The sequence below is a fragment of the Aeromicrobium changchenzhani genome, assembly GCF_057586615.1.
The window spans coordinates 3,287,920-3,313,833 of the sequence record NZ_CM172480.1 but is presented as its reverse complement, the minus strand read 5'-3'; the positions used below and the strand labels follow the sequence as shown (position 1 = coordinate 3,313,833).

Genomic DNA, 25,914 nt, shown 5'->3' with positions numbered 1-25,914 from the left:
CGCCGACGAGTCACTCACGTGAGTACGAAAGCGGCCGACAGAAACTCTGCCGGCCGCCTTCACACAACTGTCAGATTCAGTTGGCACCCTGTGATTGCCAGTAGTTGTTCAGCGCGCCGTTCGTCTTGACGAACCACACGATCGGGCCGACAAGAATGAACATCCCTGGGAAATACCAGAGTCCAGTCGTGCCGCTAACCGGTGCGGGCTGACCCTTCTTGGTATAAAGGCCGCCGACTTCACTCGACGTCAGATACGGCATAACGATTCCAACGAAGAGCGCCAGCAGCAAGGCCACGGCGCCGCCGATGCCGGCTCCGGTGTGGCGCTTCATTTCGCTGTGGGTCTTGAAAAACCAGACGAGTGAATAGATGCCGAGGGTGACGATGAGCAGCAGGATGCAGATGCCGGTGCTTCGAACTTTGCCCACTTCGCCCGTGCCAGCGAAACCAGCCGGGGTCGGCTGCTCCGTATAGATGTTGTCTGTTGTCATGGTGAGGTGGTTTACCTTCGTGTTAGTTGGTCGGTGCTGCATGCACCGACCTCGGCTCCGAAGACTAGTCGCTTCTGACGTCGCCCGTGCCGCTTTCGAAACAAACCGAGCAATCCATGGCGGGGTATGCAGATATTGGTGCACGGATCATGCTGGACGGTATGAAGACAATTGCATGGGGAAGCCAGGGACTCAACGCCTCGATCGAAGGGCTCGGCGCGATGGGGATGAGCGCGTTCTATGGCGGGCGTGATGATGCGGAATCGGCCGCGACGCTCAATCGCGCGCTCGATCTTGGCGTCAATCTCATCGATACCGCAGAGATCTACGGGCCGTTCCTCAACGAACAGCTCATCGGTCAGACGCTGGGTGGTCGGCGGGACGAGTTTTCGATCGCGACGAAGTTCGGCGGCGAGATCACTGATGATGGTGAACGCGGGGCTGTTAACGGCAGCCCTGAGTATGCGCGCAAGGCTCTTGAACGTTCGCTGCGACACCTCGGCACTGACCACATCGAGCTCTATTATCTGCACCGCGTTGACCCGACCCGGCCGATCGAGGAGACGGTTGGTGCGATGGCCGAGTTCGTACAGGAAGGCAAAGTGTGCTTCCTTGGCGTCTCCGAGGCTGCGCCCGAAACGATCCGTCGAGCGCATGCGGTTCATCCGCTGACGGCAGTGCAGACTGAATATTCGTTGTTCGAGCGGTCGCCGGAAACCAATGGCGTGTTGGACACTGTGCGGGAACTAGGCATCGCGTTCGTTGCATATTCACCGATCGGCCGCGGCCTGCTGTCAGGACAGATCGCGAGTGCCAACGATCTGGAAGATGCGGACAGCCGGCGGAACTCGCCACGCTTCAGCGATGACAACATCGCCGCCAACCTCAAGGTGGTTGACAAGGTTCGTGAGCTCGCCGATGCGAAGGGCATCAGCCCGGCCCAGTTGGCGCTGGCCTGGGTGCTCAACCAACCCGGCGTCGTCGCGATCCCGGGCACCAAACGGCGTACTTATCTCGAGCAGAACATCGCCGCGGCCGAGCTGGAATTGACCGCAGACGACTTGTCTGCGCTGGACGCGGTGGCACCGGTCGGCGTTGCTTCGGGTGCGCGCTATCACGAGGCGGGTATGCGTACGGTCAACATCTGATCGGTGACCTGAGGCTGAGCAAAGACCCACTTCTTGTAGGTCCAGAAGCGGAACGCTGTGCCCAATGCCAGCCCGATGACATTCGCCGAGATATTGTCGGCGAACCGGCTGGTCAAACCCATGAGATCGTGCGACACGGTCAAGGTGACGACGGAGAAGCCAAGCCCGATCGCGTTGAACAACACGAACAGTGCCACCTCACGAGCACGATTTGCACTGTCGCCGCGCCAGGTGAAGAGACGGTTGCCGATATAGGTCACCACCATGGCCAGGATGACAGCGAGGATCTTTGAGACCGACGGGTCCAGCGTGGCGAGCACCGGCAAGTTTCGAAGTTCGTTGAATGCCGCGACGTCGACGACATAGCCGGCGCCGCCGACCGTGAGGAAGGAGAAGACCTCGGGGGAGAGTTTCATCGCCCGGCCACCGCCGGCCTCGACTGCCGCAGCGCTCGACCGAGGATCTCATCCCAGCGCCAGAACAACACCCGGACAAGCGCCTCGCGGACGATTGAGCCGGTCATCTTCGAGCTGCCGTCGGTACGATCGGTGAACGTGATCGGCACCTCGGTGACCTGCAATCCAAGTCGGCAGGCGCGCCATGTGTTCTCGATCTGGAAGCAGTAGCCATTGGACGCGGCGTCGATCGCTCCAAGCCGCACGAGCGCTTCGAGCCGGAACGCTTTGAAGCCAGCCGTCGCATCTTTGACGGGAAGCCGCAGCATCAGCCGGACATACAGGTTGCCGCCGGCCGAAATCAACCGGCGATGCCACGGCCAGTTCTGAACGCCACCGCCAGCGACATAGCGCGAACCGATAGCGACATCGGCGGTGTCGAGCGCGTCGAGCAGCGCCGGAATTCGGTCGATCGGATGGGAGAAGTCGGCATCCATTTGGACGACACGATCGAAGCCCCGGATTTCGGCCCAGGCGAAGCCAGCGCGATAGGCCGCGCCGAGCCCGTCTTTCGTGCTGCGGCTGAGCAGGTTGATGTGGCGGCCGAAGTCGGGATGGCCGGTCACGAGCGCGGCGGTCCCATCTGGGCTGCTGTCGTCGACGATCAAAATCTGGGCCTCCGGTACGGTCGCGCGAACGTCGGTCAGCAGCCGGCTGATGTTGAGCGCCTCGTTGTAGGTCGGGATGACGATGAGTGTGGCCATGGCAGTTAGCCCTTCGTGGTGGGAGGTACGAGCGGGTGCTCAGAGCAATAAGTCGTTGTCGGTAGCGGTGGCCGGGTGATGCCGTTGTGGAGATAAATGGTTCGGCCGCAGATATGGCCAAACCGGTGGTAGTCGCTCCGGACGGTGGCCACTAAACCCGTGCTATCGACGCCCCAGGAATGGACGTGTTTCCAGGTCACAAACCACGTGGGGGCATTCGGGCCCGAGAGAACTCGGCCGAGGTCATGCAACTGTGGATCGAGGGTCTTGACCGGCAGGCTCCACAAATACGGATACGGCGAGGCAAGATTCGCCGCGAAGTTGACATTGGCATGGCCATAGACCGTAACGAGAGTGTCGCTCCTGTTGGCCGAGGACGCGATCGCCCTACCGACAGTGATAGCTCTGCTCGGCTGGCCAGCCGTCGGTAATGCTGTATGCCAACTCATCACCGTCGAGAGGACGACGAGCACTACGAGTGGTCGGACAAGCCATTGATGCCTAGCGATCAGTACGCCGGTGATGATCGCGACGGGTGCGATTAGTTGGATCAAATAGTGCGTCCAGTAGCTACCGCCGAACGCAATCGAAGCGGCATCGAATGCGATGACGGCGACGAGGCCCCAAGCTGCAGCACCATAAACCCGGCGGGTTTTGACACCCCATGCTGTCAAAACGACCAGCGCGACGAGCCCGCTTGTGACCGATGCTGTCAGCAGGGCGACAAGTCGACCAGAGGATGGCGGGCTGCCGGCTGCGGCCAGGACACGGCCGGCCTGAAGCCGAAATGGATACATTGCGTCGAAGACACCGCGAAATGGTGTGCCGTGCAACCACGTGTCGATACCGATCACAAAGGCGGTAATGAAAACGCCGATCAAAAAGTCGCCGATCAGCTGCAGTCCACGACGTGCCGTGACCTCGTTGCGGTGCCAGGCGACGATGATGGCGACCAGCAGAAACACGAAGACATCGGCAAAATTTTGTTTGATCAGGAGGGCACACAGAGCGGCGACACCCGCACTTGTGGCGAGCAACTGGGCGTGTCGTTTGTGATCGCTCCTGATCGCGGCGATCGTGGCGGTTATGCCGATGACCACAAACGGGGCAGCGATCATCTCGCCGTCTACCTCGACGGTGCCGAATAGCGGTGTCGTGCACAGTGCGGCTGCAGTCACGGCTGTCCAACGGGCGGCGTGGGGTCCGGCGATGAGGCTCGCGGACTTGGCACAGCCGGCAATGATGACGGCAATCGCCACACAACCAATCAACCGCAGCGTGATCAGACCGCCGAATGAGGAGGCGAACTGGGAGATCTGGATTAGAAGTGGTGGCCGGTCTACCCAGTAATTGCCGTAGAGCGCTGTGCCGTCGCGGTGCCACTGGCCGCCCACCGTAAGGAATCCCGCCTCGTCGGCGACAGCCGAATGATTGAGGAACGGCATGCGTGCCGCAACGGACAAAATAATGGCGATTGGCACGGTCCAGCGCGCCACGTTGCGCGAGCTGGCAACGGAGCGTGGTCGATCAAGGACGAGGGCCATATCGACAGCGTGATCCGTTGAACCTGACCACAACCTGAATGGAAGTCCTGATGTGACCTGATTAGAGCGCGCATGTTGTCCGAATCAGGCACGATGAAACCGTGACTAAAGTTGGCATCTGCGAGGACGATGAAGCGGTTCGTCATGTCTTGACCGATGCGCTGAAGATGAAGGGCTACGACATTGTCATCGCCCGCAACGGCCATGAAGCGGTTGCCAACTTTGCCCCGGTCAGTGGCGTTGAGCTCCTGATCATGGATATCGGCCTCCCAGACGCCGATGGCCGCGACGTGTGTCAGGCATTGCGCGCGGGTGGCCAGCACGCGCCGGTGCTGTTTCTCACCGCGCTCGACGGGGTGCACGATCGGGTTTCGGGATTTCATGCCGGCGGCGACGACTACGTCATCAAACCGTTTGCGATTGCCGAGATTTTGGTGCGGCTTGAGTCGCTGCTGCGACGCTCAAGCCCCCGCACCGTGCAGAACGCTGGGTTGCAGTTAGATCCCGAACGGTTCTCCATACGGGTGGATGACATGGAGGAGAAACTGACGCCGACGGAGTTCCGGTTATTGGCCGCACTCGCGGCTGATCGTGGCGTCATTGTGCGCCGGCATGCGGTCGTCGCGGCGGGTTGGCCCGATGGTGCAATCGTCAGCGAGAACACGATTGACTCTTATATTCGCCGCATTCGGGTCAAACTCGCTGCGGTCGGATCGCCAATGACATTGACGACGGTCCGCGGTGTCGGGTTCATCCTCGAATGAACATCCGCCCCCGGAGCCTGCGCGCTCGCATTGTGTGGTCGACCGCGATTGTGTCCTCGATTGCGATGATCGCGGTGGTCAGCACGATGGTGCTCGTGGTCATCAGCCTCACCAACGGCAGGGTGAAGGCCTCCGCTGATTATCGTTTCGACACCGGAGTCGCAACGATTTCGCAGGATAGGTCCGGCCACATCTCCTTGCTTGAAACACCATCGGATGTGATTGAAGACCGAGTTTGGGTGTTTGACTCGGACGGTAAACAGCTGGCCGGGCCATCGGCAGGATCGGATATTTCTGATGTCGTCCAGTCGCTTTCGGATGTGACCAAACGGACCGAGGCGCATCGCGGTCACTTCCGTTATACAGCCGGACCGGTCCGGAACGAGCGCACCGGCAAGACATTTGCCGTAGTGGTGGCCGCGGCGTCATCGGAGCCTTACGAAAATCAGCACACCGGAATCTTCATCGGCTTGGGCGTGCTTGGTCTGATAGTCATCGGGGGAACATCGGCACTGTCCGCATGGATCGTCGGCAGAACTCTCGGACCGGTTAAGTTGATGGCTGAAAATGCCGAGGAATGGAGCGAGTATGACCTCGATTCCCGTTTCGAGCCTGGTCTGGCTGATGATGAGATCGCCGATCTAGGCAGGACCCTCAACCTCCTACTCGACCGAGTCGCGATCACGATCCGTGGCGAGCAACTCCTGACCTCGGAGCTAGCGCACGAACTTCGTACCCCACTCACCGCTATCCGCGGCGAAGCCGAACTGGGGTTGATGGGAACTCTTGATCCGGCTGCGCGCGATCGGCTCGAGCGAGTTGTCGCGCTGTCGGACCGAATGACCTCGACAATCTCAACGTTGGTGGCGTTGGCACGCGGTCGCTCGATAAGCGGTCAGCGGTGTTTTGTGGCCATGGCGGTGTCGAATGTTATCGGGGGACTTCAGGTTCCGGCCGGGATCAGTATTGATGCTGCGCAGGTCGATGACTCGATTGAAGTGGGGGCGACGGTAGAGATGGTTGAACGTACGCTCGCCCCATTGATCGACAACGCGTTGCGCTTCGCGACCGCAAGACTGACCGTGTCGACATCGCTGGCTGGCCGGGTCGTCCAGGTGCGGATCAGTGATGACGGACCGGGTATGGATCCGGCTGCGGAGGTCTTCGGCGCGGGCCTTGGCTTGGCGCTCTCGCAACGCGTGGCGCGAACCCTCGGTGGCGATGTGCGGTTGACCTCAGCGGCCAAGCCAACGACCTTCACCGTCGAATTCCCGTCGTACTAGGACGGGTCTGCTGATTGCAGCAAAACTCAGCTAAGCACGGCGGCGATGACTATTGCGAGCGCGGTCCCGCACCAGCTCGCCGCATCGGCGCGTTGCAAGGGTTGCCCGAACGCGACCATTAACCACAGCGCTGCGATGATCACGCACGCAGACAGGATGGGCACCTGCAATAGCGTGCGCCGATAGCGAACCGGCTCGGGACTCCCGCCACTGTCCATCGCCATACCGTAGTACACGATTTGCAGTCAGGTCGTATGCAGGTTCAGTCCCCGACAGTGGCACTATGACCAATACTCATTTACCCGAGACCACGTGGACGCGAACGCTCCTCAACAAGGTCCCCGAAGTCACGATCCTGTTCTGGGTCGTCAAAATTCTGTCCACCACGGTCGGTGAAACGGCCGCCGATTTTCTCTCCGGCAACCTCGGATTAGGGCTGCCAGCGACGACCGCGGTGATGAGCCTGGGCTTGGCAGTCGTCCTTATCGCGCAGTTCTCGGTCCGCCGTTACATCCCTTTGATTTATTGGCTTGCTGTCGTTCTCATTAGTGTCGTCGGCACGTTGTTCTCCGACAATCTCGTCGATAACCTCGGCGTGAGTCTGTGGGTGACGACCGGGGTCTTCACCACATGTCTCGCCGCCTCATTTTTCGCCTGGTATCGCACCGAACGGACCCTGTCGATCCACACCATCATGACGCGCAAGCGCGAAGCATTCTATTGGCTCGCGATCCTGTTCACCTTTGCGCTGGGTACGTCAGCGGGCGACCTGATCGCGGAAAAGCTCGCCTTCGGCTATCTGCCCTCAGCGGCGGTGTTCGCCGGCGTCATCGCGCTCATCACGATCGCGCACTACCGTTTCAAGCTCAATGCGGTGCTCGCCTTCTGGCTCGCGTACATCGTGACCCGCCCGTTCGGTGCGTCGATGGGCGACTTCCTCACGGCCACACGTCATGACGGCGGGCTAGGACTCGGCACCAACGGGACGAGTGCCATCTTCCTTGCCGTGATCGTCGGTTGCGTCGTCTGGTTCACCAAGATGGATCGCCGCAGCGTGGCGATTCCCGCCAATCCTGAGCGCGCGGCTGTGCATTCCTAATGCTCGCCACCCTGACACCGCTGATGTATGCACTCGGTCCCGCTGCGCTGCTGCTAGTCATGGGCGTTGTGTTTGCCGAGACGGGACTCCTGGTGGGCTTCTTCTTGCCAGGCGACTCGCTGCTCTTCATCGCCGGCGCGCTCGTAGCCACCGGCGTCCTGCACCTGCCGATCTGGCTGGTCGCGGTTGGCGTGTTCATCGCCGCCGTGACCGGTGATCAGGTCGGCTATCTTCTCGGCCGCCGCTTTGGCCCGAAGATCTTCGCACGGGAGGAGTCGCGTCTTTTCGCGCCGACCCATGCCGCCCGAGCCAATGCCTTTTACGCGCGCTTCGGCCCGAAGGCGGTCATCCTCGGCCGCTTCATTCCGGTCGTCCGTACGTTTGTGCCGGTCACGGCAGGGGTTGGCCGGATGAAATACCGCCGCTTCGTGACCTACAACATCGTCGGCGGGCTGCTCTGGGCAGGTGGCATTGTGCTTGCCGGCTACTTCCTTGGCGGCATACCGATCATCGCGGCGCACGTTGAAATCATCGTTATCGGTGTTGTTCTGCTGTCGCTGATACCGGCAGTTGTTGCCGTATTTCGCGAGCGGCATACGCGGGTCGAGCCGCTGCTCAGAAAGATCGGCTAGCGTTCGCTCGTTCTGGCGATCTCGGTGCGGATCTGCTCGAACCGCTCAGGGCTGACGTCGTCGTCGACGCCGAGACACCAGTCCCAAGTGCCATCGGACCACCGCTGTGACTGGTCGTCGTTCGCGTCGACGTACTGGCCGAGCGGTCCGTACTTCAAACTCCGCTCACGTAGCGTCATGCCGTTCTGTGCATCGATCGTCACGAGCAAAGGCGAGGGCTTGTGGGATGGCGGGGCAAGCTCGATCTCCCAGGCTTCGCGGCCGAGCCATGTCGTCCTGACGGCAGGCGCAGTCGGTTTGCTGAAGTCATCGCCTTCCCAGCGGTCGAGAGTCGGTCGGCCAACCAAATAGTCGTAGCCGGGTGAATTTGCGAAAATCACACTCTCGTCCTCGTTCTCGATGAACAAGGGTGCGGCCGGGTCAGACCCGAAAGTCCAAGAGCAGTTCGGCCGTCTGATGCCGACCGGCGTGCCGTCCAGTTGTTCGACCCATACGTACGGCCCCCGCTTGAGGACCCGCAACTTGCCCGCGCGATCCTCGTCGTATTTTGGGTCGAGTTCAAGGATGCCGACGAAGGGCTCCTCCTCGCCGAAACACATGAGGGTTATCAGTTCGGGCCAAGTGGGCACGCGTTCGTCGGTCATCCAGTGAGTATCACAGCGTCGTACGCGGCGCGTTGGCTAAACCAGTCCTTTGACGTATGCCGCCTGCCCGATGTGCTGGAGGTCATCGCTCAGCACGCTGATCAACCGGGCGGCCAGTGTGACCGGCGGGTCCCAGTTGGTGTCGACGATTCGCTCAAGATCGCTATCGTTCAGCCCGGCGACATACGCCAGGGTTTGGGCGTGAGCGGCGTCATAATAGCTGATCAGCTGATCGGCCGTGATGTCCTTGACCGCGGCGACGTCCTCGCTGGAGTGTCCAAAACCGTGGGCGGCGGGGTCGAATGGGAGTCCGAAGTCCTCATAGAACCCGGCAGAGGTCCACACCTGGTCAAGGTCCGCGGCAGCAGCGATGTGGTCGTCCTGAACCCGCGCGAGGTGCCACACGAGCCAGCCGATTGTGTTGGCGTCTGGCCCAACACGCGCGGTCAACTGCTGTTCGGATAGGCCGTCGACGGTCGAATGGACCAGTTGCTTGATTCGGTCGAAAGCATCGGTCAGCAACGCATTGATTTGAGTCATGATTCCATCATGCGCGGTCGGTCAAAGGTTTCGAATGCTGGCCTGTTCGCGCCGATCTTGGCTGTCAGTGGGTACGGCTAGATTTGAGTTATGGAAGCAGTTCTCGACGACCGTGGCGCGGTGATTCTTGATGAGATCGCCGCGCTCGAGGTTGAGCGTGCGCGGATTGAGTCGAAGATTGCCCGGCGTGCGCTCGACTTCTGTGACCTTCGTCGTCGCGAATCTGAGTTTGCGCTCGATCCAAGGATCGGTGAGCTGGAGGCTTCTTTTGCGGCTGATGAACTCTCGTTGGTGTTGCGGCAGCCGACTATGACGGTGCAGCGTCGTGTTGCCGAGGCGCGGCGCGTACGCGGACTTCTCCCACTGACCTGGGCCGCCTGGGCCGATGGTCTGGTCGATCAGATTCGGATCCGGCTGATCGCTGAAGCGGCCGACAAACTGGACGGCAATCATCCGATTATTGAGCTCGACTACCGGGTCATTGGCTATGCCGCGAGCCATACGGTGGCGCAGCTCAAGTCTTGGCTTAAACGATTCGTTGCTCACAACGGGCCGGATAGGGATCGGGTTGCTTCGGCGTTTGAGCGGCGCAGCGTCTACCTCGATCCAGACGAAGACGGCATGACGTGGCTGCACGCATTGATCCACACCTCCGATGCGGTGCGAATCGACTCCTTGCTGACCGGCCTAGCTAAACAAACGCCAGCCGACGACTGTGCTCTTGGCCAGCGCCGGGCGGATCTGTTCGCCGACATTCTGTTAGGGCGGGTTGATCTGGCCGGATCGGCGACCGGCCGGACCCATGGTGGTGCAGTCATTGGGGTGACGGTGCCGGTCACCACATTGGCTGGCCTCGATGACACTCCCGGCGAGTCGTTCGATCAGCGATTCGTGTTGCCTGCGGGCATGGTTCGTGAATTGGCGGCAGAACCAGGCACCCTGTTTTATCGTTTGTTGACCGATCGACTCGGCCACATTCTCGATGTCACCGAAATCGGCCGCTTTCCGTCCGCGAAGCTGCATGTTGCACTCGACCTACGCGATGGGACGTGTGCCTTCCCGACCTGCAATGTGGCAGCGGCCAATTGCGACGCCGACCACGTCATACCTTCACCACGCGGGCCGACAGCGGCAGCTAATTTGCGCAATTTGTGCCGGCGGCACCATCGATTCAAGACCTTCGGCATCGTCGATACGACGATCGGACCGGATGGTCATCAATGGCATCTGCCGGCGGGCAAGACCGTCCGCTCAGGGGGTTCGGACTCCACGATTATGCGACGAATTGGCGGAGAATCGGCATTAGAGATCGATTTCGCCAACTCCATCATCGCGCAGCGCCACGCTGCCTGAATGCTGCTTCGGTTAGCCCAGAATCTCCACAAGCTTAAATTGCTCGAGAACAATCTGGGTCTCATCATCGACCCCGAAATCTGGGTCCTGAAGATAGTCGCGCATCTCGTCGCCGTGCCAGAAGCGTTCATGGCCGGAGTGCCATTCATCGACCGATGCGTAGCCCTCGCCCTCGCCAAAGGCATGTTCCTCATCAACGTCGGCAAGCCGGGTGATGCGGACGTTGGTTGTCTCGATCAGGGTCGAGGACGTTGTGGTTTTGGCGCCTTCGAGAATCGCGGCGACTAATCGGTCACGCAATGGCCCGGGGAAGGCAAACTCTGCGATCGGCAATTCTGGCGGGCCGTTCATGCCGTCGATCGCGGAGTCCAGGTCAGACCCGCCGCGGTCACTCTTGTGCCGCTGGCACCGATGATCAACAGGCATTTCATATCGATTGACGGTGCATCGAGTTCAGCCAACGTCGTGACAGTGAGCGACTCGTCTTCGCGGCCGACATCACGGCCGATGATCACGACGGTCTCCGGTGAACGATGCTCAAGCAGGATTGCCTGTGTTTCGGCGACCTGAGTGCTGCGTGATCGCGATGCCGGATTGTAGATGCCGAGCACGAGGTCGGCCTCGGACACCGCGCGGAGCCGCTTCTCGATCAATGCCCATGGTTTCAGCCGGTCCGACAAGCTCATCACGGCGAAATCGCCGCCGAGCGGAGCGCCCGCCCGTGCCGCAACCGCTTGTACTGCCGTCATACCGGGCAGAACGCGGATTGGGACCTCGGCGAATTCCAGATCCTCAGCAGCTTCGAATATTGCGGCGGCCATGCCGAAGACCCCGGCGTCGCCGCCGGAAACGACAGCAACCCTTTCACCAGCCTTGGCCAACTCCAGGGCATGGCGTGCGCGGTCGATCTCAACCGTGTTGCCACTCGCATGACGTTCGAGGCCAACTCGCTGCGGAACCCGGTTGACGTACGGGGCGTAGCCGATCACATGGTCAACCGTGGCGAGTGCGTCGCTGACCTCGGGCGTCAGCCATCGGTCTGGACCGGGGCCGAGGCCGACAACGAGGAGTTCAGCGGCGGCACCGCTGGCAGTTGGCTGCTCGGCAGGCTCATGGTCGACGGTGCGGGTGGGTACGACGATGATGGAGAAGTACGGTACTGAGGTCGGATCGACATCGCGGACCGGCAGCCAGCGTTCCTCGGCCATCGAGGCGCGCTCAACGTACAACGCATCGTCGAGCCGGCCAGCCTGGGTCAGAGCGGCATAAACGGTGGGGAACGTCCGGCCGAGTTTCATGATGATCGCGCCATCGGTGTCAGCCAGTCGCCGCGCCAGCTCGGGCTCGGGCAGCGTGCCGGGCAGGATCGTGAGCACATCGGTCTGGCGCACCAGCGGGGAGGCGACTGCTGCCGTAGCGGCCGCGATCGAGGTGACCCCAGGTATGACTTCGGTGTGGAATCGTGATGAGAGCCGGTCATGCATGTACATGTACGAGCCATAGAACAACGGGTCGCCCTCGGCGATAATCACAACGGTTCGGTCAGCCTCAAGATGTATGGCTAGTCGCGCCGCGCATTCCTCATAGAAGTCAGCCATCGCCCCGGCGTAGCCACCCGGATGGTCGGTCATTCCGGTCGTGACCGGATAGCGCAGATCTTCCTCGACAACGTTGGCGGGAAACAGATGCGCTGCGATCCTTCGCGCGATAGAGCTCTTACCGACGCCTGAGTGATAGGCGATGACATCGGCCGCCGCGATCAACCGAGCTGCTTTGATGGTGATGAGTTCGGGATCGCCGGGACCGAGCCCGGCGCCGTACAATTTGCCGGTCATTCCTTCTCCTGCGCGATCGCGTTGAGCGCCGAGGCGGCCATCGCCGAGCCGCCGCGTCGACCACGCACGGCCAAGAACGGAATATCCAGCTCGGGGTGATCGATATGCAAATTGATGAGCGCTTCTTTGGACTCGGCCGCACCGATGAAGCCGACTGGCACACCGATGATTGCTGCCGGTCGAGGTGCGCCATCGAGCAGCATCTCCAGCAGGTGGAACAGCGCGGTAGGGGCATTGCCGATCGCCACAACCGAACCTTCGAGATGGTCGGTCCAGAGCGAGGCCGCAGCCGCCGATCGGGTTGTGCCCCATTCGGCAGCGAGTGCCGGCACCCGAGGAGCACGCAGGAAGCACAACACGTCGTTGTCTTTGGGGAGGCGTGCACGAGTCACACCGGAAGCAACCATATTGGCGTCGGTCAGAATCGGAGCACCAGCGGCCAATGCCGCACGAGCTGCGGCGACGAGACCCGGATGAATGATCAGATCCTTCGCCAGGTCGGTCTGACCGGTGGCGTGGATCATGCGGACCGCGATCTTCTCGGCCGCAGCCGGTATCTGCGACAAATCCGACTCGGCCCGAATCGTCGCAAATGAGTCGACGTAAATGGCCGGGCCGTCATCGATGTAGTCGAAATGACGGTTCGGTCGTTCGAGTTTCATGCGGACTCCAAATCGGGAACAATGACGCTGCGCCAGGGAGTGACGATTACCTCAGGACTCGCGAGTTCGGCCACCTCATCGACGAAAGCGGGAGTCAGAACACCGTCAGGTACCTCGAGATGGCGAGCCACGAGGCCGTCAGCCTGGCTGATCCTGCCGTACGGCAGAGGCAACGAGGTGACCTGGGTGCGTAAGTGGCGGGCGTGCCGGTGGTTGAGGAGTTCGGCACCCTGGGCGGGCAACTCATCGATGTGCCACAACGCGGTGTCACCATCGCCATGAATCGAAAGAAACCGGCCCGCGCTGTCCAGCAGCAGTTCAGCCGCATCGGATGGCGGCACGATCGGACCCCAGATGTGTGAGCCGATCCGCAATTGGACCGTATCGCTGTCGACCGCCATGAGGCCGAGGTCGAGTTGCCGATCGACGAGATCACCGCGCCCGTCATCGAGCACGAACAGGAAACGACCGGCCAAACCTGCGAAGACAGGGTCGGCGCATAACAACGCGTCGAGTTCATCGGCGATCGGCCGAACATCGAGGCGGCCCTCGGAGCGCCCGGTAAGCGGCGAAATCATGATGTTGCGGACCAACTCGTGCGAGGGAACCGGCAACAGTCCGGTCGCTGAAATTGCGGCGATGAACTCGGCGGGTAGGCACCCATCGACGTGCTCGATTCCGCGCAACTGCAAGTTGGCGCGTTTGGTCATCAGGATGTTTCCGTCGGCCCAAACAGCCGAAACTTCGGCCAGCGCACACAGCGCCTTAACCGGCAGCGCGCCGCCGATGAGCCGAAGCCGGATGAGGGCCCCATCCTCGGCGATCCACGGCCGGAGAACACCTGGGCAGCGGTCGACATACGTGCGCGTCACCGGCTCATCGTGCCACATCGCACGGTGGGCCGGGCTGGCAGTTGACCGGTCCGCTCTGCTACGTTGCGGGTGCCCTGGTGCTCGGGAAGTCGGTGAAAATCCGACGCGGCCCTCGCCACTGTAAGCGCTGAGTCGTGCGACTCATGCCCATGATTCACGTCATGGGGACCACTGGACAGCAGTCTGGGAAGGTCAGCCGCACGATGTTGATGCGTGAGTCAGGAGACCGGCCAAGGCGCGTCATATTTCCACGAGGGTTTGGAGTAAAAATGCGCAGACGACCCCTGCCAAAGATTGTCCTTGTCGCCATCGCGGGAGGGTTGGTGCTCACCGCTTGCGCGGGCGCACCTGCTGCCGAAAAAGCCGCTGTGAGTGGCGACAACTATCCTGTACAAGCCAAGAGTTGCGACCATACCTCCGCGGTTGATACCAAACCCAAACGCGCGGTGACACTGAATCAAGGCGCAACTGAGGTCGCGCTGGCGCTCGGTGTCGAGAGCCAACTAGCGGGGACCGCTTATCTCGACGACGCCGTGCCGGCGAAGTGGAAGAAGGCTTACGATTCGGTCAAGGTGTTGGCTAAGGAATACCCCGACCACGAATCGTTCCTTGCTGCCAAACCAGACTTTGCGTACGCGTCGTACGGGAGCGCCTTCGATGCCAAGGCGGTTGGAACCCAAGCAGAACTGGCCAAAAGTGGCGTTGCGACCTATATATCGCCATTCGGTTGCGGCAAAGATCATCCGAATGCCGATGCTTCATTTGATTCGGTATGGGCTGAGGTTCATGCCGTGGCCGACATCTTTGGTGTCTCGAAGCGCGCAACTGCGATCGAAACCGACCAGAAGAAGACATTGGCACAGCTAAAGGCGTCTGCTGATGGCAAAGGCCTGCGGGTTTTCTGGTTCGACTCGGGTGACAAGGCAGCATTCGCCGGCGCAGGTGAGGGCGGACCGCAGTTGATCCTCGACGCGGTGGGTGCCGAGAACGTCTTTGCGAAGCTCAGCGGCGGCTGGGCCGATGTCAGCTGGGAGAAGGTCATCAAGGCTGATCCCGATGTCATCGTGTTCGCTGACGCCAACTGGTCGACCGTTGCGGCCAAGCAGACCTACCTGGCCAAGGACCCGGTGTTGAGTCAACTGCGGGCGGTCAAGGCCAAGGCATATGTCGAGATCCCGTTCTCCGAGACCACCCCGGGGGTGCGGCTTGTGGACGGTGCCATCACGGTCGCCGATCAGATGGCGGCGCTGGAGAAGGGCAAATGAGACGCACGATCAGCGGTAAGTACGTCCTCGGGAATCTCGACGTGGGCTGATGTTCAATGCGATAGCCAGCCGCAGCCGCAGCCGTTCCACGTTGCCGCAGGCGGCATTGGCGGCCATAGTCTTGTCGATTCTGCTGATCGCCACGATCGGGATTGCGTTGACCTTCGGCTCGGTGTCGATGCCGTTGCACACGGTCGCCGAGGTGGTGGCTCGAAGATTGCAATTGGGCAGTTTCGACGTGACGCTGCTTGATGACCAGATTGTGTGGCAGTTGCGGATGCCGCGGGTGATTGGTGCAGCAGCGACGGGCGCCGGACTCGCGATTGCTGGCGCGGTACTTCAATCGTTGACGCGCAACGACCTGGCAGATCCTTATCTGTTGGGGATCAGCGGTGGCGCGACGGTCGGTGCCGTTAGCGTGATCGTCCTCGGCGTGTCATTCGGAACTCTGATCGGGTCGGCCGCGATCACTGCGTTCGCGTTCGCGGGCGCGATTCTGGCGCTGATTGCGGTCCTGGCGCTTGCCGCAGGACGATCAGGTGACCTACCTCCGGCGCGGACCATCCTTGCCGGAGTTGCGGTCGGTCAAGTGTGCGCCGCCTACACCGCTTTTTTGGTCATCTTCAGCGGCAATCGTGATGCTGCGCGCGAAGTGTTGAGCTGGACGCTCGGCTCGTTGGCGGGATTGCGCTGGGGGTCGGCCATATTCCTCCTGCTGGCGACCGCAGTGTCGATCATCGTGATCATGATGTTCGCGTCGAGTCTGGATGCATTTGCCTTCGGTGAGACGGCGGCGCGAACCTTGGGCGTCAACGTCAATACGGTCCGGTGGGTGCTGCTGATCGGCACCGCATTCCTTACCTCAAGTCTTGTTGCGTACACCGGTGCGATTGGCTTTGTCGGTTTGATCGTCCCGCACATGGTGCGGATGCTGTTCGGTCCGCGACACCACACGTTGCTCCCACTGAGTGCGCTGCTTGGGGCGGTCATGCTGGTCTGGGCCGACACCGCTGCACGCTCCTTGGTCAGCGGTCAGGAAATTCCGGTTGGCGTGGTGACCGCGGCAGTGGGTGCGCCGCTGTTCGGTTGGCTGTTGCGGCGGAAAGCGAGCGGCTCATGAAACTCACTGCCAAAGATGTGGCGTGGCGTGCGCCGTCGCGAACGATCATCGAGCACATTTCCCTAAGTGTTGAACCGGGAATGTTCCTGGGATTGCTCGGACCGAATGGCTCGGGCAAATCCACGCTACTCAATGTGCTGGCCGGAATTCACCGGCCGAGCCATGGCCAAGTGCTGATTGACGACGTCGATCTGCATCGCCTGAGTGGTCGCGATCGGGCACGCAAGATCGCGTTCGTTGAGCAACAGGCCGACACCGGTCTTGATCTCACGGTTCGCCAAGTTGTCGAATTGGGCCGCACGCCGCACCGCGGGCGGTGGCCAGGAGCGCAGTGCGATGATGCGTCGATCGTTGCCGAGGCAATGGCGGCAAGTCGAATCTCCCATTTGGCCGATCAAGTCTGGCCGACGCTATCGGGCGGCGAGCGTCAACGTACGCATTTGGCGCGCGCGATGGCTCAACAACCATCGCTCCTGTTGCTGGACGAGCCGACCAATCATCTCGATCTTGGCCATCAGATCGATTTGCTAAAAGCCGTCAAGGGCTTTGGCATTACCACTATCGCTGCGCTGCATGACTTGGAACTCGCCGCGGCGTTCTGCGATCGCCTGATTGTGCTCGATCAGGGCAACACAGTGGCCTACGGAACCGTTGACCAGGTCTTGAATCGCAGCCTTCTTGCTGCCGTTTATCAGGTGGACGGATCTGTGCAGGAGCATCCGCACGTGGCGCGACCTCACGTCACTTGGAGTGACGTCACTCCGCATCGGGATCGTGTATGACTGCGGTGATCTTGGTCGGTATGTCGGTCCGTGACGCCAGCGATAAGAAAATGCTCATAGAGCTGGCGGCCCGTCGCAGTGCCACGTCGGTGGCTTTCCTCCAACTGGGCGATCCGTCCCTTCGCAGCGAAGTGACCGGTCAGGAAGCGCCGCTTTGTTCGCCGGGCTGGGAAGATGTGCCGGGCTATCGGCATCAGGTTTTCGTATGTCGTGGCCCCCGCTGTAGTGCGCAGGGTGCTGATGCAACCGCCGCAGCGCTCGCCACTACTCTCACGGCGGCGGGGCTGACCGACACCGACGTTCTGGTGACCCAGACCGGGTGTCAATTCCCTTGCAATCCTGCGCCGATCGTCACGGTGCATCCCGATGACGCTTGGTACGGACTGGTCGACGCGGCTGCAGCTGCCGCGATCGTCAGCGAACACCTGATTGGCGGGCGCCCGGTCGAAGCTCACCTGTTGCCGCGCACACCCAAACGCCCGGATTTCGAAACGTACAACCCCGAAGGAACATCATGACCACAATTGCTTTGCTTTCCACCTCCGACACCGATTTGCTGTCGGCACGGGCTTCGGGGGCTGACTACCTGCTGGCCAATCCGAGCCGGCCGCCGCATCAAGCAATGAGCGATGCGCTCGAGGCTGCCGACATCATTGTGGCTCGGATCTTGGGCACCGTCGACGATCTGTGTGGCGGGTTTGAACGCATCCGTGCGACCGGTAAGCCGATGGTCGTACTCGGCGGCGAGCAGACGCCAAGTGCCGAGTTGATGGAACAATCCACCGTCCCGATCGGAGTTGCGGCCGAGGCGCATCGCTACCTCGCCGAAGGTGGACCAGCCAACATCGCGCAGCTGCATGCCTTTCTCTCTGACACGATCCTGCTCACCGGCGAAGGTTTCGAGCCGCCCAAGTCGCTCCCTGAATGGGGCTATTCAACTCGCGGCGCGACCGCGGGGGACCTACCACGCGTGGGCATCCTCTTTTATCGCGCCCACGAAAGCAGTGGCAACAACCAGTTCGTCCACGACCTCGCCGACTCGATCGATGCCACCGGGCAGGCAGTTGGCGTTCCGATCTTCTCGGCGTCACTACGCTCTGCTCCCGATGACCTCTATGCCGCGCTCGGCACGCTGGATGCTCTGATCGTTACGGTGCTCGCCGCCGGCGGTACGAAGCCCGGCACCGTCAGCGCGGGTGGCGATGACGAAGCCTGGGACGTCGAACGTATGAAGGCGCTGGACATCCCGGTCCTGCAGGGATTGTGTCTGACCTGGGGACGTGACGCATGGCTTCAGTCTGATGACGGAATGTCGCCGCTCGACTCGGCCAATCAAGTTGCGATCCCCGAATTCGACGGCCGCATCATCACCGCCCCGTTCTCGTTCAAAGAGATCGACAAGGACGGGCTGCCGCATTATGTTGCTGATCCCGAACGCTGTGCGCGGGTCGCTGGCATCGCCGTCGCCCATGCCCGGTTGCGTCACGTCGCGCCGGCCGATCGCAAAGTCGCGGTCATGCTATCGGCCTACCCGACCAAACACAGTCGCATCGGCAACGCCGTCGGCCTCGACACCCCAGTCTCGGCGATTCGGCTGCTCCGCGGAATGCGCGACGCCGGCTACGACGTTGGCGAGCCCGGACTCATCCCGGGATTGGATCCGTTGCCACCAATCGAGGGCGAGGAGCCCGACACAACATCGGGCAATGCTCTGATCCACGCCCTTATCGCCGCCGGTGGCCAGGACGAGGAATGGCTGACTTCGGCTCAGCTGACTGACAGCACAGTTCGCGTCCCGGCCGAGTCCTACAAGACGTGGATCGAACATCTCCCGGCCGAACTCACCGGTGCGATGGCCGAAACGTGGGGCGAGGCGCCAGGCAAACTCTTCGTCAACGATGCTGACGAGATCGTGCTCGCGACCCTTCAAGCCGGCAACATCGTGATTATGATCCAGCCGCCGCGTGGGTTCGGCGAGAATCCCGTCGCGATCTATCACGATCCGGACATGCCGCCGTCGCACCACTATCTGGCGGCCTACCGCTGGCTGGAAAATACCGTCGACGATGGCGGCTTCGGCGCTCATGCGGTCGTACATCTGGGCAAACATGGTTCGATGGAATGGCTACCGGGTAAGACCGCGGGTTTGTCGGCGGCCTGCGCGACGGATGCCGCGATCGGCAGCATGCCGCTGATCTATCCCTTCTTGATCAACGACCCGGGCGAAGGCGCACAGGCCAAGCGCCGCGCCCACGCCACCATCATTGATCACCTGATTCCGCCGATGGCACGGGCGGAGTCCTACGGCGACATTGCCAAACTTGAACAGTTATTGGACGAGTACGCCAATATCGCCGCAATGGATCCGGCCAAACTGCCGATGATCAGGGCAGAGATCTGGACGCTGTTGAAGGCCGCCGAAATGCACCGCGATCTCGGCCTAGACGATGCACCCGATGAAGAGGAGTTTGACGACTTCGTGCTCCACATCGACGGTTGGTTGTGCGAGATCAAAGATGCGCAGATTCGTGATGGCTTGCACATTCTTGGTCAAGCACCCGAGGGCGAGGTTCGGGTCAATCTGGTGTTGTCGATCCTGCGCGCGACCCAAATCTGGGGCGGTGACACGAACTCACTTCCCGGCTTGCGCGCCGCGCTCGGACTCAAGGAGGACACGGAGTCGACCGCTGCCGTCGATGCGATCGAGGAGCAGGCTCGTGCGCTCATCATCGCGATGGAAGCTGCCGACTGGAACGTCGCGGCGGCAGCAACGTTGCATGACGACCCCACTGTCATACGGGTGCTTGAATTCGCGGCCGAGCAGGTCGTCCCGCGCCTTGCTCAAACTACGGACGAACTTACTGCTGTCTTGCATGCTTTGGCCGGCGGCTTCATTCCGGCCGGCCCGTCGGGTTCGCCACTGCGCGGACTCGTCAATGTCCTGCCGACGGGCCGCAATTTCTACACCGTTGATCCCAAGGCAGTGCCCTCGAAACTCGCCTACGAAACCGGTCGGCGGATGGCCGAGTCGCTGATCGAGCGCTATCTCGCCGAGACCGGCGAATATCCCAAGTCGGTCGGTCTATCGGTATGGGGCACGTCGGCAATGCGAACATCCGGCGATGATATCGCCGAGGTCCTTGCACTGATTGGCGTCCAACTCGAATGGGATCCGGCCTCGCGCCGGGTGAATGGCATGTCAGTCGTATCGCTGGAGGAACTCGGTCGTCCCCGTATTGACGTGACAGTCCGTATCTCGGGCTTCTTCCGCGATGCGTTCCCGCACGTCATCGCCATCCTCGATGATGCGATTCGTATGGTGGCCGAACTCGAGGAGACCGACGAGCAGAATTATGTGCGTGCGCACGCGCAACGTGATCTAGCTGAGCACGGTGACGCCCGTCGTGCGACGACCCGAATTTTCGGCTCGAAGCCTGGCGCCTATGGCGCGGGCATCATGCAATTGATTGAGTCGGGCAGTTGGCGCGATGACAAGGATCTGGCCGAGGTCTACAGCGCTTGGAGCGGCTTCGCTTACGGCCGGAATCTCGATGGTGTTCCAGCTGCTGAGGACATGCGTGCCAACTACACGCGAATCGCTGTTGCGGCGAAGAACACCGACACACGCGAGCACGACATCGCCGATTCGGGCGACTACTTCCAGTTCCATGGTGGGATGGTGGCAACCGTACGGGCATTGAGCGGAGCAGCGCCGCGGGCATATATCGGCGACTCAACAACGCCCGATGCGGTGCGCACGCGGTCGCTCGCCGAGGAAACAGCGCGAGTCTTTCGTGCCCGAGTCGTGAACCCGCGCTGGATCAGCGCGATGCAGCGACACGGCTACAAGGGCGCCTTCGAACTTGCCGCGACGGTCGACTTCCTGTTCGGCTATGACGCCACGACCGGTGTCGTCGAGGACTGGATGTACGACACCCTGGCCAAGACGTATGTGCTTGATGAGGACAACCAAGAATTCATGCGGCGGGCCAACCCGTGGGCGCTGCGCGGCATCATCGAACGGCTCAACGAGGCGGCAGATCGCGAGCTCTGGGAAGAGCCCGATGCGGAGGTGTTGGCACAGATGCAACAGGTCTACCTCGACATCGAGGGTGACCTGGAGGACCGCCAATGACGCGTAAGGTGCGGATCATCGGGATTGGTGCGGGCCATCCCGATCAGGTCACTGCCGAAGCGGCGCGCGCGCTCAACGAGGTCGACTATTTCATCGTCCCGGACAAGGGCAACGCACTTGGCGGGGAAGACCCCGACGGTCTCGTGCGCGCCCGTGAAGAGATCTGCCGACAGCACATCGACGGCAGCTGGCGCATCATCGCGGTCCGCGATCCCGAACGTGATCGTTCGGTTTCATCGACCGATCAACAGGCATATGACCAGGCCGTCGCTGACTGGCACGAAGCTCGGGCGGTGGCCTACGAACAGGCGCTGCTCGACAATCTTGGTGATGCCGGGTTCTTGGTCTGGGGCGATCCTGCGTTCTACGACTCGAACATCCGTATCGTCGAGCGCATTCATGCGCGCGGAAACGTCGAATTCGACTATGACGTTATCCCCGGTATTTCGAGTCTGCAGGTGCTGGCCGCGCGGCACAAAATTGTGCTGAACGGCATCGGCGAACCGTTCACGGTCACCACCGGACGGCGGCTGGTGGAAGCGGTCGCGGCCGGCCACGACAACCTCGTGGTGATGCTCAACTCGAGCTTCGTCGCCACCGATCTGGACGGCGACTGGGACATCTGGTGGGGCACGAACCTTGGGACCCGAAACGAGGCGTTGGTCTCGGGCCGGCTTAGCGATGTCGCTGCTCAGATCATCGATGCGCGCGCTGCCGCAAAAGCGGCAGCCGGCTGGATCATGGACATCTATCTGCTTCGGCGCGTCAATTTGTAAGAATTTTGGCTGTCAGTGGGTACGGCTAGATTTGAGTTATGGAAGCAGTTCTCGACGACCGTGGCGCGGTGATTCTTGATGAGATCGCCGCGCTCGAGGTTGAGCGTGCGCGGATTGAGTCGAAGATTGCCCGGCGTGCGCTCGACTTCTGCGATCTTCGGCGTCGCGAATCCGAACTAGCGCTCGATCCAAGGATCGGTGAGCTGGAGGCTTCTTTTGCGGCTGATGAACTCTCGTTGGTGTTGCGGCAGCCGACTATGACGGTGCAGCGTCGTGTTGCCGAGGCGCGGCGCGTACGCGGACTTCTCCCACTGACCTGGGCCGCCTGGGCCGATGGTCTGGTCGATCAGATTCGGATCCGGCTGATCGCTGAAGCGGCCGACAAACTGGACGGCAATCATCCGATTATTGAGCTCGACTACCGGGTCATTGGCTATGCCGCGAGCCATACGGTGGCGCAGCTCAAGTCTTGGCTTAAACGATTCGTTGCTCACAACGGGCCGGATAGGGATCGGGTTGCTTCGGCGTTTGAGCGGCGCAGCGTCTACCTCGATCCAGACGAAGACGGCATGACGTGGCTGCACGCATTGATCCACACCTCCGATGCGGTGCGAATCGACTCCTTGCTGACCGGCCTAGCTAAACAAACGCCAGCCGACGACTGTGCTCTTGGCCAGCGCCGGGCGGATCTGTTCGCCGACATTCTGTTAGGGCGGGTTGATCTGGCCGGATCGGCGACCGGCCGGACCCATGGTGGTGCAGTCATTGGGGTGACGGTGCCGATCACCACATTGGCCGGCCTCGATGACACTCCCGGCGAGTCGTTCGATCAGCGATTCGTGTTGCCTGCGGGCATGGTTCGTGAATTGGCGGCAGAACCAGGCACCCTGTTTTATCGTTTGTTGACCGATCGACTCGGCCACATTCTCGATGTCACCGAAATCGGCCGCTTTCCGTCCGCGAAGCTGCATGTTGCACTCGACCTACGCGATGGCACGTGTGCCTTCCCGACCTGCAATGTGGCAGCGGCCAATTGCGACGCCGACCACGTCATACCTTCACCACGCGGGCCGACAGCGGCAGCTAATTTGCGCAATTTGTGCCGGCGGCACCATCGATTCAAGACCTTCGGCATCGTCGATACGACGATCGGACCGGATGGTCATCAATGGCATCTGCCGGCGGGCAAGACCGTTCGCTCAGGGGGTTCGGACTCCACGATTATGCGACGAATTGGCGGAGAATCGGCATTAGAGATCGATTTCGCCAACTCCATCATCGCGCAGCGCCACGCTGCCTAACTACTGATTGACCATATTCGGTTCGCCCTTGGCATTCTTGCCATTGCCGCTGCGTGTGCACGTACCGTTCTTGGGCACACCGCCGTTGTAGGCCTGGCGTACGCAGTTGCGGACCGCGAGCTGTCCCCAATAGTTCGGGTGCAGCGACTCCTGGATGTAGTAGGGACTGCTGCCGGCAGTCGTCACCGTACGGATCTGATTGACCCACTCGGTCCGGTCGACCGCACTTGGCTGCGTCCACGAGGTCAGGCCGACCTCTTCATACAGGCCGACACCGCTCTCGCACAGACGACGACCATTGAACGCCGACGCCAGGTTGAGGGTCTTGGCGTTCGAGACGCCGGCCTGACTGATCGCGCCGGTCACTGCGTTGTTGATCGTGGGCAATGCAGTCGAGTTGGCCCAGTTGGCGTCGTTGTTCCAGAATCCACAGCCGCCGACGTTTTGCCGAGAATAGCCGCTCTCGCTGTATCGAAAACTGCTGCTGTTGGGGATCGGCGATGGGTAGTTCTGGACCAACATCGTCCATGAAGTGTCGGCATAGCCGGCATTGCGCATCGCTGTGCGGACGTTGGCGTAGGCATTGGCGATTCTGGCTTTCACCGCAGCAACGTTGGCGCTGGTGAAGTTCGCTTTGACGCTCCGGTCGTCGTTGCAATAATCCTTGTTCCACGTCGGCGAGGTCAGCCAGTCGGTCACACACGACTGGATGATCTTGGCAAAGTTGAAGTCGTTGCCGCCGATCGAGACGGTGACCATTTTAACGTTGTGGCTTGCTGCGAAGGTTTGCAGCATCTTCGCCTGGCCTTGCTTGCCGGCGCCGTTGTCGTAGAAGTCGAGACCGGGCTTGAAATAGCTGCCGTCGGTATAGGTCGCGGCCTTGGCACCCGAGCAGGCCAGGTTCAAGCTGTTGGCATCGCCGATGCTGATCTCAGCACTCTTGCTGCGATGGCAGCGGTTGATCGTCTCGGCATTATTGGCTGAATTGTCAAAATATGCCGTGCTGCCGAGGGCGTCGGCTGAAGCGGAGTTGCTGTTGGACGCGCCGGCCCAACGACCGGCCTCTCCGGAGATGTAAGAGTCGCCAACCGACACGACCCAAGGCGATCCTGCGCCGGGCCCTTCGGCCTGCGCCGGCGTCGCGACGAGGGTAGCTCCGATGAACGCGAGACCGACGGCCCCGATGAGAGTTCGTGCACGGTTGGCGAGTGGCATACATGTACTCCTTGACGAACTGAGACCCGGCGGCCCGCATGGGCCCCCATCGAACGTAGTGACCCAGCGCACAAATGGGAAGGGCTGCGCTGTGTCTTTAGGAGAACTAGGCCGCTGGCGGGTAGCGCCAGCAACCCGATCGGTGCTTCGTCAGGATTTGGCGTGGGCGAGAACCCATTCGACGAATGGCGTTGCCTCGCGCCAATCGGCGCGAATGCGCTCAACCAGTTCAGCGGTATGAATTATCGGCTCGAAGCCGTAGTCCTTACCGAGCGTCATCGACTTGTGTCGAAGCAACTCAATCCGCGGATGGTCAACCGAGTAGCCGCGCGGCGCCGTCTTGAGTTGATCGCCGCCGAGCGTCCAGCCTTTGCCACGGAGGTCGTCGATGATCTGTTGGAGTTGTGCACCGTGCGCTGGATCGACGATTGCTTCGCGGATTGTTGCCAGCCGCAGTGCATCCGCGGCGTAAAAGCCAACTCCGACGCGTACCCCCGGTGCGCCAACCTGCAGATAGAAGCCGGTTGCTGGTCCGCGCGCAATGAAGGCGCCCTGATGGGTTTTGTAGGGCGTTTTGTCCTTGGCGAAGCGGACATCGCGGTAGGGACGAAAAGTCTTTGCATCGCCGAACTCATCAGCGAGGTCAGCGGTCAGTGCTCGCATCGGCGCGGCCACTGCGCTGTCATAGGTGCCACGGTGCTCGGCCCAGAATGCCTTGGTGTTGTCCAATTCGAGGTCGTCGTAGAAATCCAGTGCGGCTTCAGGAAATCCTTCGAATGTGACCATGGTCTGAGATTAGCCGGGCTCACATCTTTTTGGCGCCGACCTTGATGGCGTCACGGATGCGGGTATAGGTCCCGCATCGGCAAATGTTGCGAATTCCGTCAAGGTCATCGTCGGTGATTTCGCGCTTCTCGGCCTGAACCTTCCTGACCAGCGCCACCGCGGCCATGATCTGGCCCGGCTGGCAGTAGCCGCACTGGGCCACATCGCGTTCGATCCAGGCCTCCTGCATCGGATGCAGGTCCTTGTTCACCGTGTCGGGCAAGCCCTCGATTGTGGTGATTTCGTCGGTGGCTTTGATCTGCTCAATCGGCACGGCACAGGGATTGAATGCCTTGCCGTTGATGTGGCTCGTACACGCCTTGCAAACGTTGAGTCCGCAACCATACTTCGGGCCGGTGACGCCAAGGACGTCGCGGAGCACCCAGAGGAGCCGTACGCCATTGGCGACGTCGACGGTAGTTTTTTCGCCATTCAGTGTGAAAGTGTGTTTTGGCACGTCATGCTCC

The 25,914-nt window shown here is 61.2% G+C and carries 27 protein-coding genes and 1 riboswitch; of the genes, 13 read left to right on the top strand and 14 right to left on the bottom strand.

Going from position 1 to position 25,914, the window contains the following annotated elements; genetic code table 11:
- Positions 1-76: 76 nt before the first annotated feature.
- Complete coding sequence (locus AC2YB9_RS16720; protein WP_487266493.1) at positions 77-493, bottom strand: DUF4234 domain-containing protein; 417 nt, start codon at positions 491-493, stop codon at positions 77-79.
- Positions 494-654: 161 nt separating this feature from the next.
- Here AC2YB9_RS16720 and AC2YB9_RS16715 point away from each other — a divergent pair, with 161 nt between their 5' ends.
- Complete coding sequence (locus AC2YB9_RS16715) at positions 655-1,641, top strand: aldo/keto reductase (RefSeq protein ID WP_487266492.1); 987 nt, start codon at positions 655-657, stop codon at positions 1,639-1,641.
- Here the strand turns inward: AC2YB9_RS16715 and AC2YB9_RS16710 are convergent.
- Genes AC2YB9_RS16710 through AC2YB9_RS16700 form a run of 3 tightly spaced genes read right to left on the bottom strand, consistent with a single transcriptional unit; the run spans position 1,608 to position 4,344 of the window.
- Positions 1,608-2,057: a GtrA family protein gene (locus AC2YB9_RS16710; RefSeq protein WP_487266491.1), complete on the bottom strand. Its 450-nt coding sequence runs from the start codon at positions 2,055-2,057 to the stop codon at positions 1,608-1,610. The two genes, AC2YB9_RS16715 and AC2YB9_RS16710, sit on opposite strands and share 34 nt — an antisense overlap.
- Positions 2,054-2,800 carry a polyprenol monophosphomannose synthase gene (locus AC2YB9_RS16705; RefSeq protein ID WP_487266490.1) on the bottom strand — a complete coding sequence of 249 codons (747 nt, stop codon included), beginning with the start codon at positions 2,798-2,800 and terminating at the stop codon, positions 2,054-2,056. The genes AC2YB9_RS16710 and AC2YB9_RS16705 overlap by 4 nt, the downstream gene beginning before the upstream one ends.
- 5 nt (positions 2,801-2,805) lie before the next feature.
- Positions 2,806-4,344, bottom strand: coding sequence for a hypothetical protein (locus AC2YB9_RS16700; protein ID WP_487266489.1), 1,539 nt, complete (start codon positions 4,342-4,344; stop codon positions 2,806-2,808).
- A 101-nt stretch (positions 4,345-4,445) separates the two neighbouring features.
- Here AC2YB9_RS16700 and AC2YB9_RS16695 point away from each other — a divergent pair, with 101 nt between their 5' ends.
- Together AC2YB9_RS16695 and AC2YB9_RS16690 are read left to right on the top strand one after the other, a co-directional pair.
- Positions 4,446-5,108 (top strand): response regulator transcription factor, encoded by a 663-nt coding sequence (locus AC2YB9_RS16695; RefSeq protein WP_487266488.1) that lies wholly within the window; start codon positions 4,446-4,448, stop codon positions 5,106-5,108.
- Positions 5,105-6,391: a sensor histidine kinase gene (locus AC2YB9_RS16690; protein ID WP_487266487.1), complete on the top strand. Its 1,287-nt coding sequence runs from the start codon at positions 5,105-5,107 to the stop codon at positions 6,389-6,391. Before AC2YB9_RS16695 ends, AC2YB9_RS16690 begins: the two co-directional genes overlap by 4 nt.
- Before the next feature lie 26 nt (positions 6,392-6,417).
- On the opposite strand, the gene AC2YB9_RS16685 is transcribed toward AC2YB9_RS16690, so the two are convergent.
- Positions 6,418-6,609, bottom strand: a complete 192-nt coding sequence (locus AC2YB9_RS16685) for a hypothetical protein (RefSeq protein ID WP_487266486.1) — start codon at positions 6,607-6,609, stop codon at positions 6,418-6,420.
- A gap of 65 nt (positions 6,610-6,674) precedes the next feature.
- On the opposite strand from AC2YB9_RS16685, the gene AC2YB9_RS16680 reads away from it, so the two are divergent.
- Positions 6,675-7,490: a COG4705 family protein gene (locus AC2YB9_RS16680; protein ID WP_487266485.1), complete on the top strand. Its 816-nt coding sequence runs from the start codon at positions 6,675-6,677 to the stop codon at positions 7,488-7,490.
- Positions 7,490-8,122, top strand: a complete 633-nt coding sequence (locus AC2YB9_RS16675; RefSeq protein ID WP_487266484.1) for a VTT domain-containing protein — start codon at positions 7,490-7,492, stop codon at positions 8,120-8,122. The genes AC2YB9_RS16680 and AC2YB9_RS16675 overlap by 1 nt, the downstream gene beginning before the upstream one ends.
- Here AC2YB9_RS16675 and AC2YB9_RS16670 read toward each other — a convergent pair.
- The gene (locus AC2YB9_RS16670; protein WP_487266483.1) at positions 8,119-8,766 is read right to left on the bottom strand and encodes a hypothetical protein; all 648 of its coding nucleotides are present in this window, start codon (positions 8,764-8,766) and stop codon (positions 8,119-8,121) included. The two genes, AC2YB9_RS16675 and AC2YB9_RS16670, sit on opposite strands and share 4 nt — an antisense overlap.
- Positions 8,767-8,802: 36 nt before the next feature.
- Entirely contained in the window at positions 8,803-9,306 is a 504-nt protein-coding gene (locus tag AC2YB9_RS16665; RefSeq protein ID WP_487266482.1) for a mycothiol transferase, read from the bottom strand.
- 90 nt (positions 9,307-9,396) lie between these two features.
- Between AC2YB9_RS16665 and AC2YB9_RS16660 the strand changes: the two genes are divergently transcribed.
- Positions 9,397-10,659 (top strand): HNH endonuclease signature motif containing protein, encoded by a 1,263-nt coding sequence (locus tag AC2YB9_RS16660; RefSeq protein WP_487266481.1) that lies wholly within the window; start codon positions 9,397-9,399, stop codon positions 10,657-10,659.
- 12 nt (positions 10,660-10,671) lie between these two features.
- Here AC2YB9_RS16660 and AC2YB9_RS16655 read toward each other — a convergent pair whose 3' ends face one another.
- From AC2YB9_RS16655 to AC2YB9_RS16640, 4 genes are read right to left on the bottom strand one after another with little or no spacing between them, the layout of a single operon-like run.
- Positions 10,672-11,010 carry an ASCH domain-containing protein gene (locus tag AC2YB9_RS16655; RefSeq protein WP_487266480.1) on the bottom strand — a complete coding sequence of 113 codons (339 nt, stop codon included), beginning with the start codon at positions 11,008-11,010 and terminating at the stop codon, positions 10,672-10,674.
- Positions 11,007-12,494 (bottom strand): precorrin-3B C(17)-methyltransferase, encoded by a 1,488-nt coding sequence (gene cobJ / locus AC2YB9_RS16650; RefSeq protein WP_487266479.1) that lies wholly within the window; start codon positions 12,492-12,494, stop codon positions 11,007-11,009. Before cobJ ends, AC2YB9_RS16655 begins: the two co-directional genes overlap by 4 nt.
- Positions 12,491-13,156: a precorrin-8X methylmutase gene (locus tag AC2YB9_RS16645; protein ID WP_487266478.1), complete on the bottom strand. Its 666-nt coding sequence runs from the start codon at positions 13,154-13,156 to the stop codon at positions 12,491-12,493. Before AC2YB9_RS16645 ends, cobJ begins: the two co-directional genes overlap by 4 nt.
- Positions 13,153-14,028: a nitrite reductase gene (locus tag AC2YB9_RS16640; RefSeq protein WP_487266477.1), complete on the bottom strand. Its 876-nt coding sequence runs from the start codon at positions 14,026-14,028 to the stop codon at positions 13,153-13,155. The genes AC2YB9_RS16645 and AC2YB9_RS16640 overlap by 4 nt, the downstream gene beginning before the upstream one ends.
- A 58-nt stretch (positions 14,029-14,086) precedes the next feature.
- A riboswitch (cobalamin riboswitch) is annotated at positions 14,087-14,277 on the top strand.
- A 20-nt stretch (positions 14,278-14,297) separates the two neighbouring features.
- Between AC2YB9_RS16640 and AC2YB9_RS16635 the strand changes: the two genes are divergently transcribed.
- The 7 genes from AC2YB9_RS16635 to AC2YB9_RS16605 are packed head-to-tail and all read left to right on the top strand — an operon-like array spanning position 14,298 to position 23,407.
- Entirely contained in the window at positions 14,298-15,293 is a 996-nt protein-coding gene (locus AC2YB9_RS16635; RefSeq protein WP_487266476.1) for an ABC transporter substrate-binding protein, read from the top strand.
- Between the two features lie 49 nt (positions 15,294-15,342).
- Positions 15,343-16,413: a FecCD family ABC transporter permease gene (locus AC2YB9_RS16630; RefSeq protein WP_487266475.1), complete on the top strand. Its 1,071-nt coding sequence runs from the start codon at positions 15,343-15,345 to the stop codon at positions 16,411-16,413.
- Positions 16,410-17,195 carry an ABC transporter ATP-binding protein gene (locus tag AC2YB9_RS16625; protein ID WP_487266474.1) on the top strand — a complete coding sequence of 262 codons (786 nt, stop codon included), beginning with the start codon at positions 16,410-16,412 and terminating at the stop codon, positions 17,193-17,195. Before AC2YB9_RS16630 ends, AC2YB9_RS16625 begins: the two co-directional genes overlap by 4 nt.
- The gene (locus AC2YB9_RS16620) at positions 17,192-17,713 is read left to right on the top strand and encodes a (2Fe-2S) ferredoxin domain-containing protein (protein WP_487266473.1); all 522 of its coding nucleotides are present in this window, start codon (positions 17,192-17,194) and stop codon (positions 17,711-17,713) included. The genes AC2YB9_RS16625 and AC2YB9_RS16620 overlap by 4 nt, the downstream gene beginning before the upstream one ends.
- Positions 17,710-21,330, top strand: coding sequence for a cobaltochelatase subunit CobN (gene cobN / locus AC2YB9_RS16615; protein WP_487266472.1), 3,621 nt, complete (start codon positions 17,710-17,712; stop codon positions 21,328-21,330). The genes AC2YB9_RS16620 and cobN overlap by 4 nt, the downstream gene beginning before the upstream one ends.
- Complete coding sequence (cobF, locus tag AC2YB9_RS16610; RefSeq protein ID WP_487266471.1) at positions 21,327-22,106, top strand: precorrin-6A synthase (deacetylating); 780 nt, start codon at positions 21,327-21,329, stop codon at positions 22,104-22,106. The genes cobN and cobF overlap by 4 nt, the downstream gene beginning before the upstream one ends.
- Positions 22,107-22,144: 38 nt before the next feature.
- Entirely contained in the window at positions 22,145-23,407 is a 1,263-nt protein-coding gene (locus AC2YB9_RS16605; protein ID WP_487266470.1) for an HNH endonuclease signature motif containing protein, read from the top strand.
- Here AC2YB9_RS16605 and AC2YB9_RS16600 read toward each other — a convergent pair whose 3' ends face one another.
- The 3 genes from AC2YB9_RS16600 to AC2YB9_RS16590 all read right to left on the bottom strand — a co-directional run bounded on the left by AC2YB9_RS16600 (position 23,408) and on the right by AC2YB9_RS16590 (position 25,904).
- Positions 23,408-24,622, bottom strand: a complete 1,215-nt coding sequence (locus tag AC2YB9_RS16600; protein WP_487266469.1) for an SGNH/GDSL hydrolase family protein — start codon at positions 24,620-24,622, stop codon at positions 23,408-23,410.
- Positions 24,623-24,772: 150 nt separating this feature from the next.
- Positions 24,773-25,408: a DUF2461 domain-containing protein gene (locus tag AC2YB9_RS16595; RefSeq protein ID WP_487266468.1), complete on the bottom strand. Its 636-nt coding sequence runs from the start codon at positions 25,406-25,408 to the stop codon at positions 24,773-24,775.
- Between the two features lie 19 nt (positions 25,409-25,427).
- Positions 25,428-25,904, bottom strand: a complete 477-nt coding sequence (locus tag AC2YB9_RS16590; RefSeq protein WP_487266467.1) for a (2Fe-2S)-binding protein — start codon at positions 25,902-25,904, stop codon at positions 25,428-25,430.
- Positions 25,905-25,914: the final 10 nt, after the last annotated feature.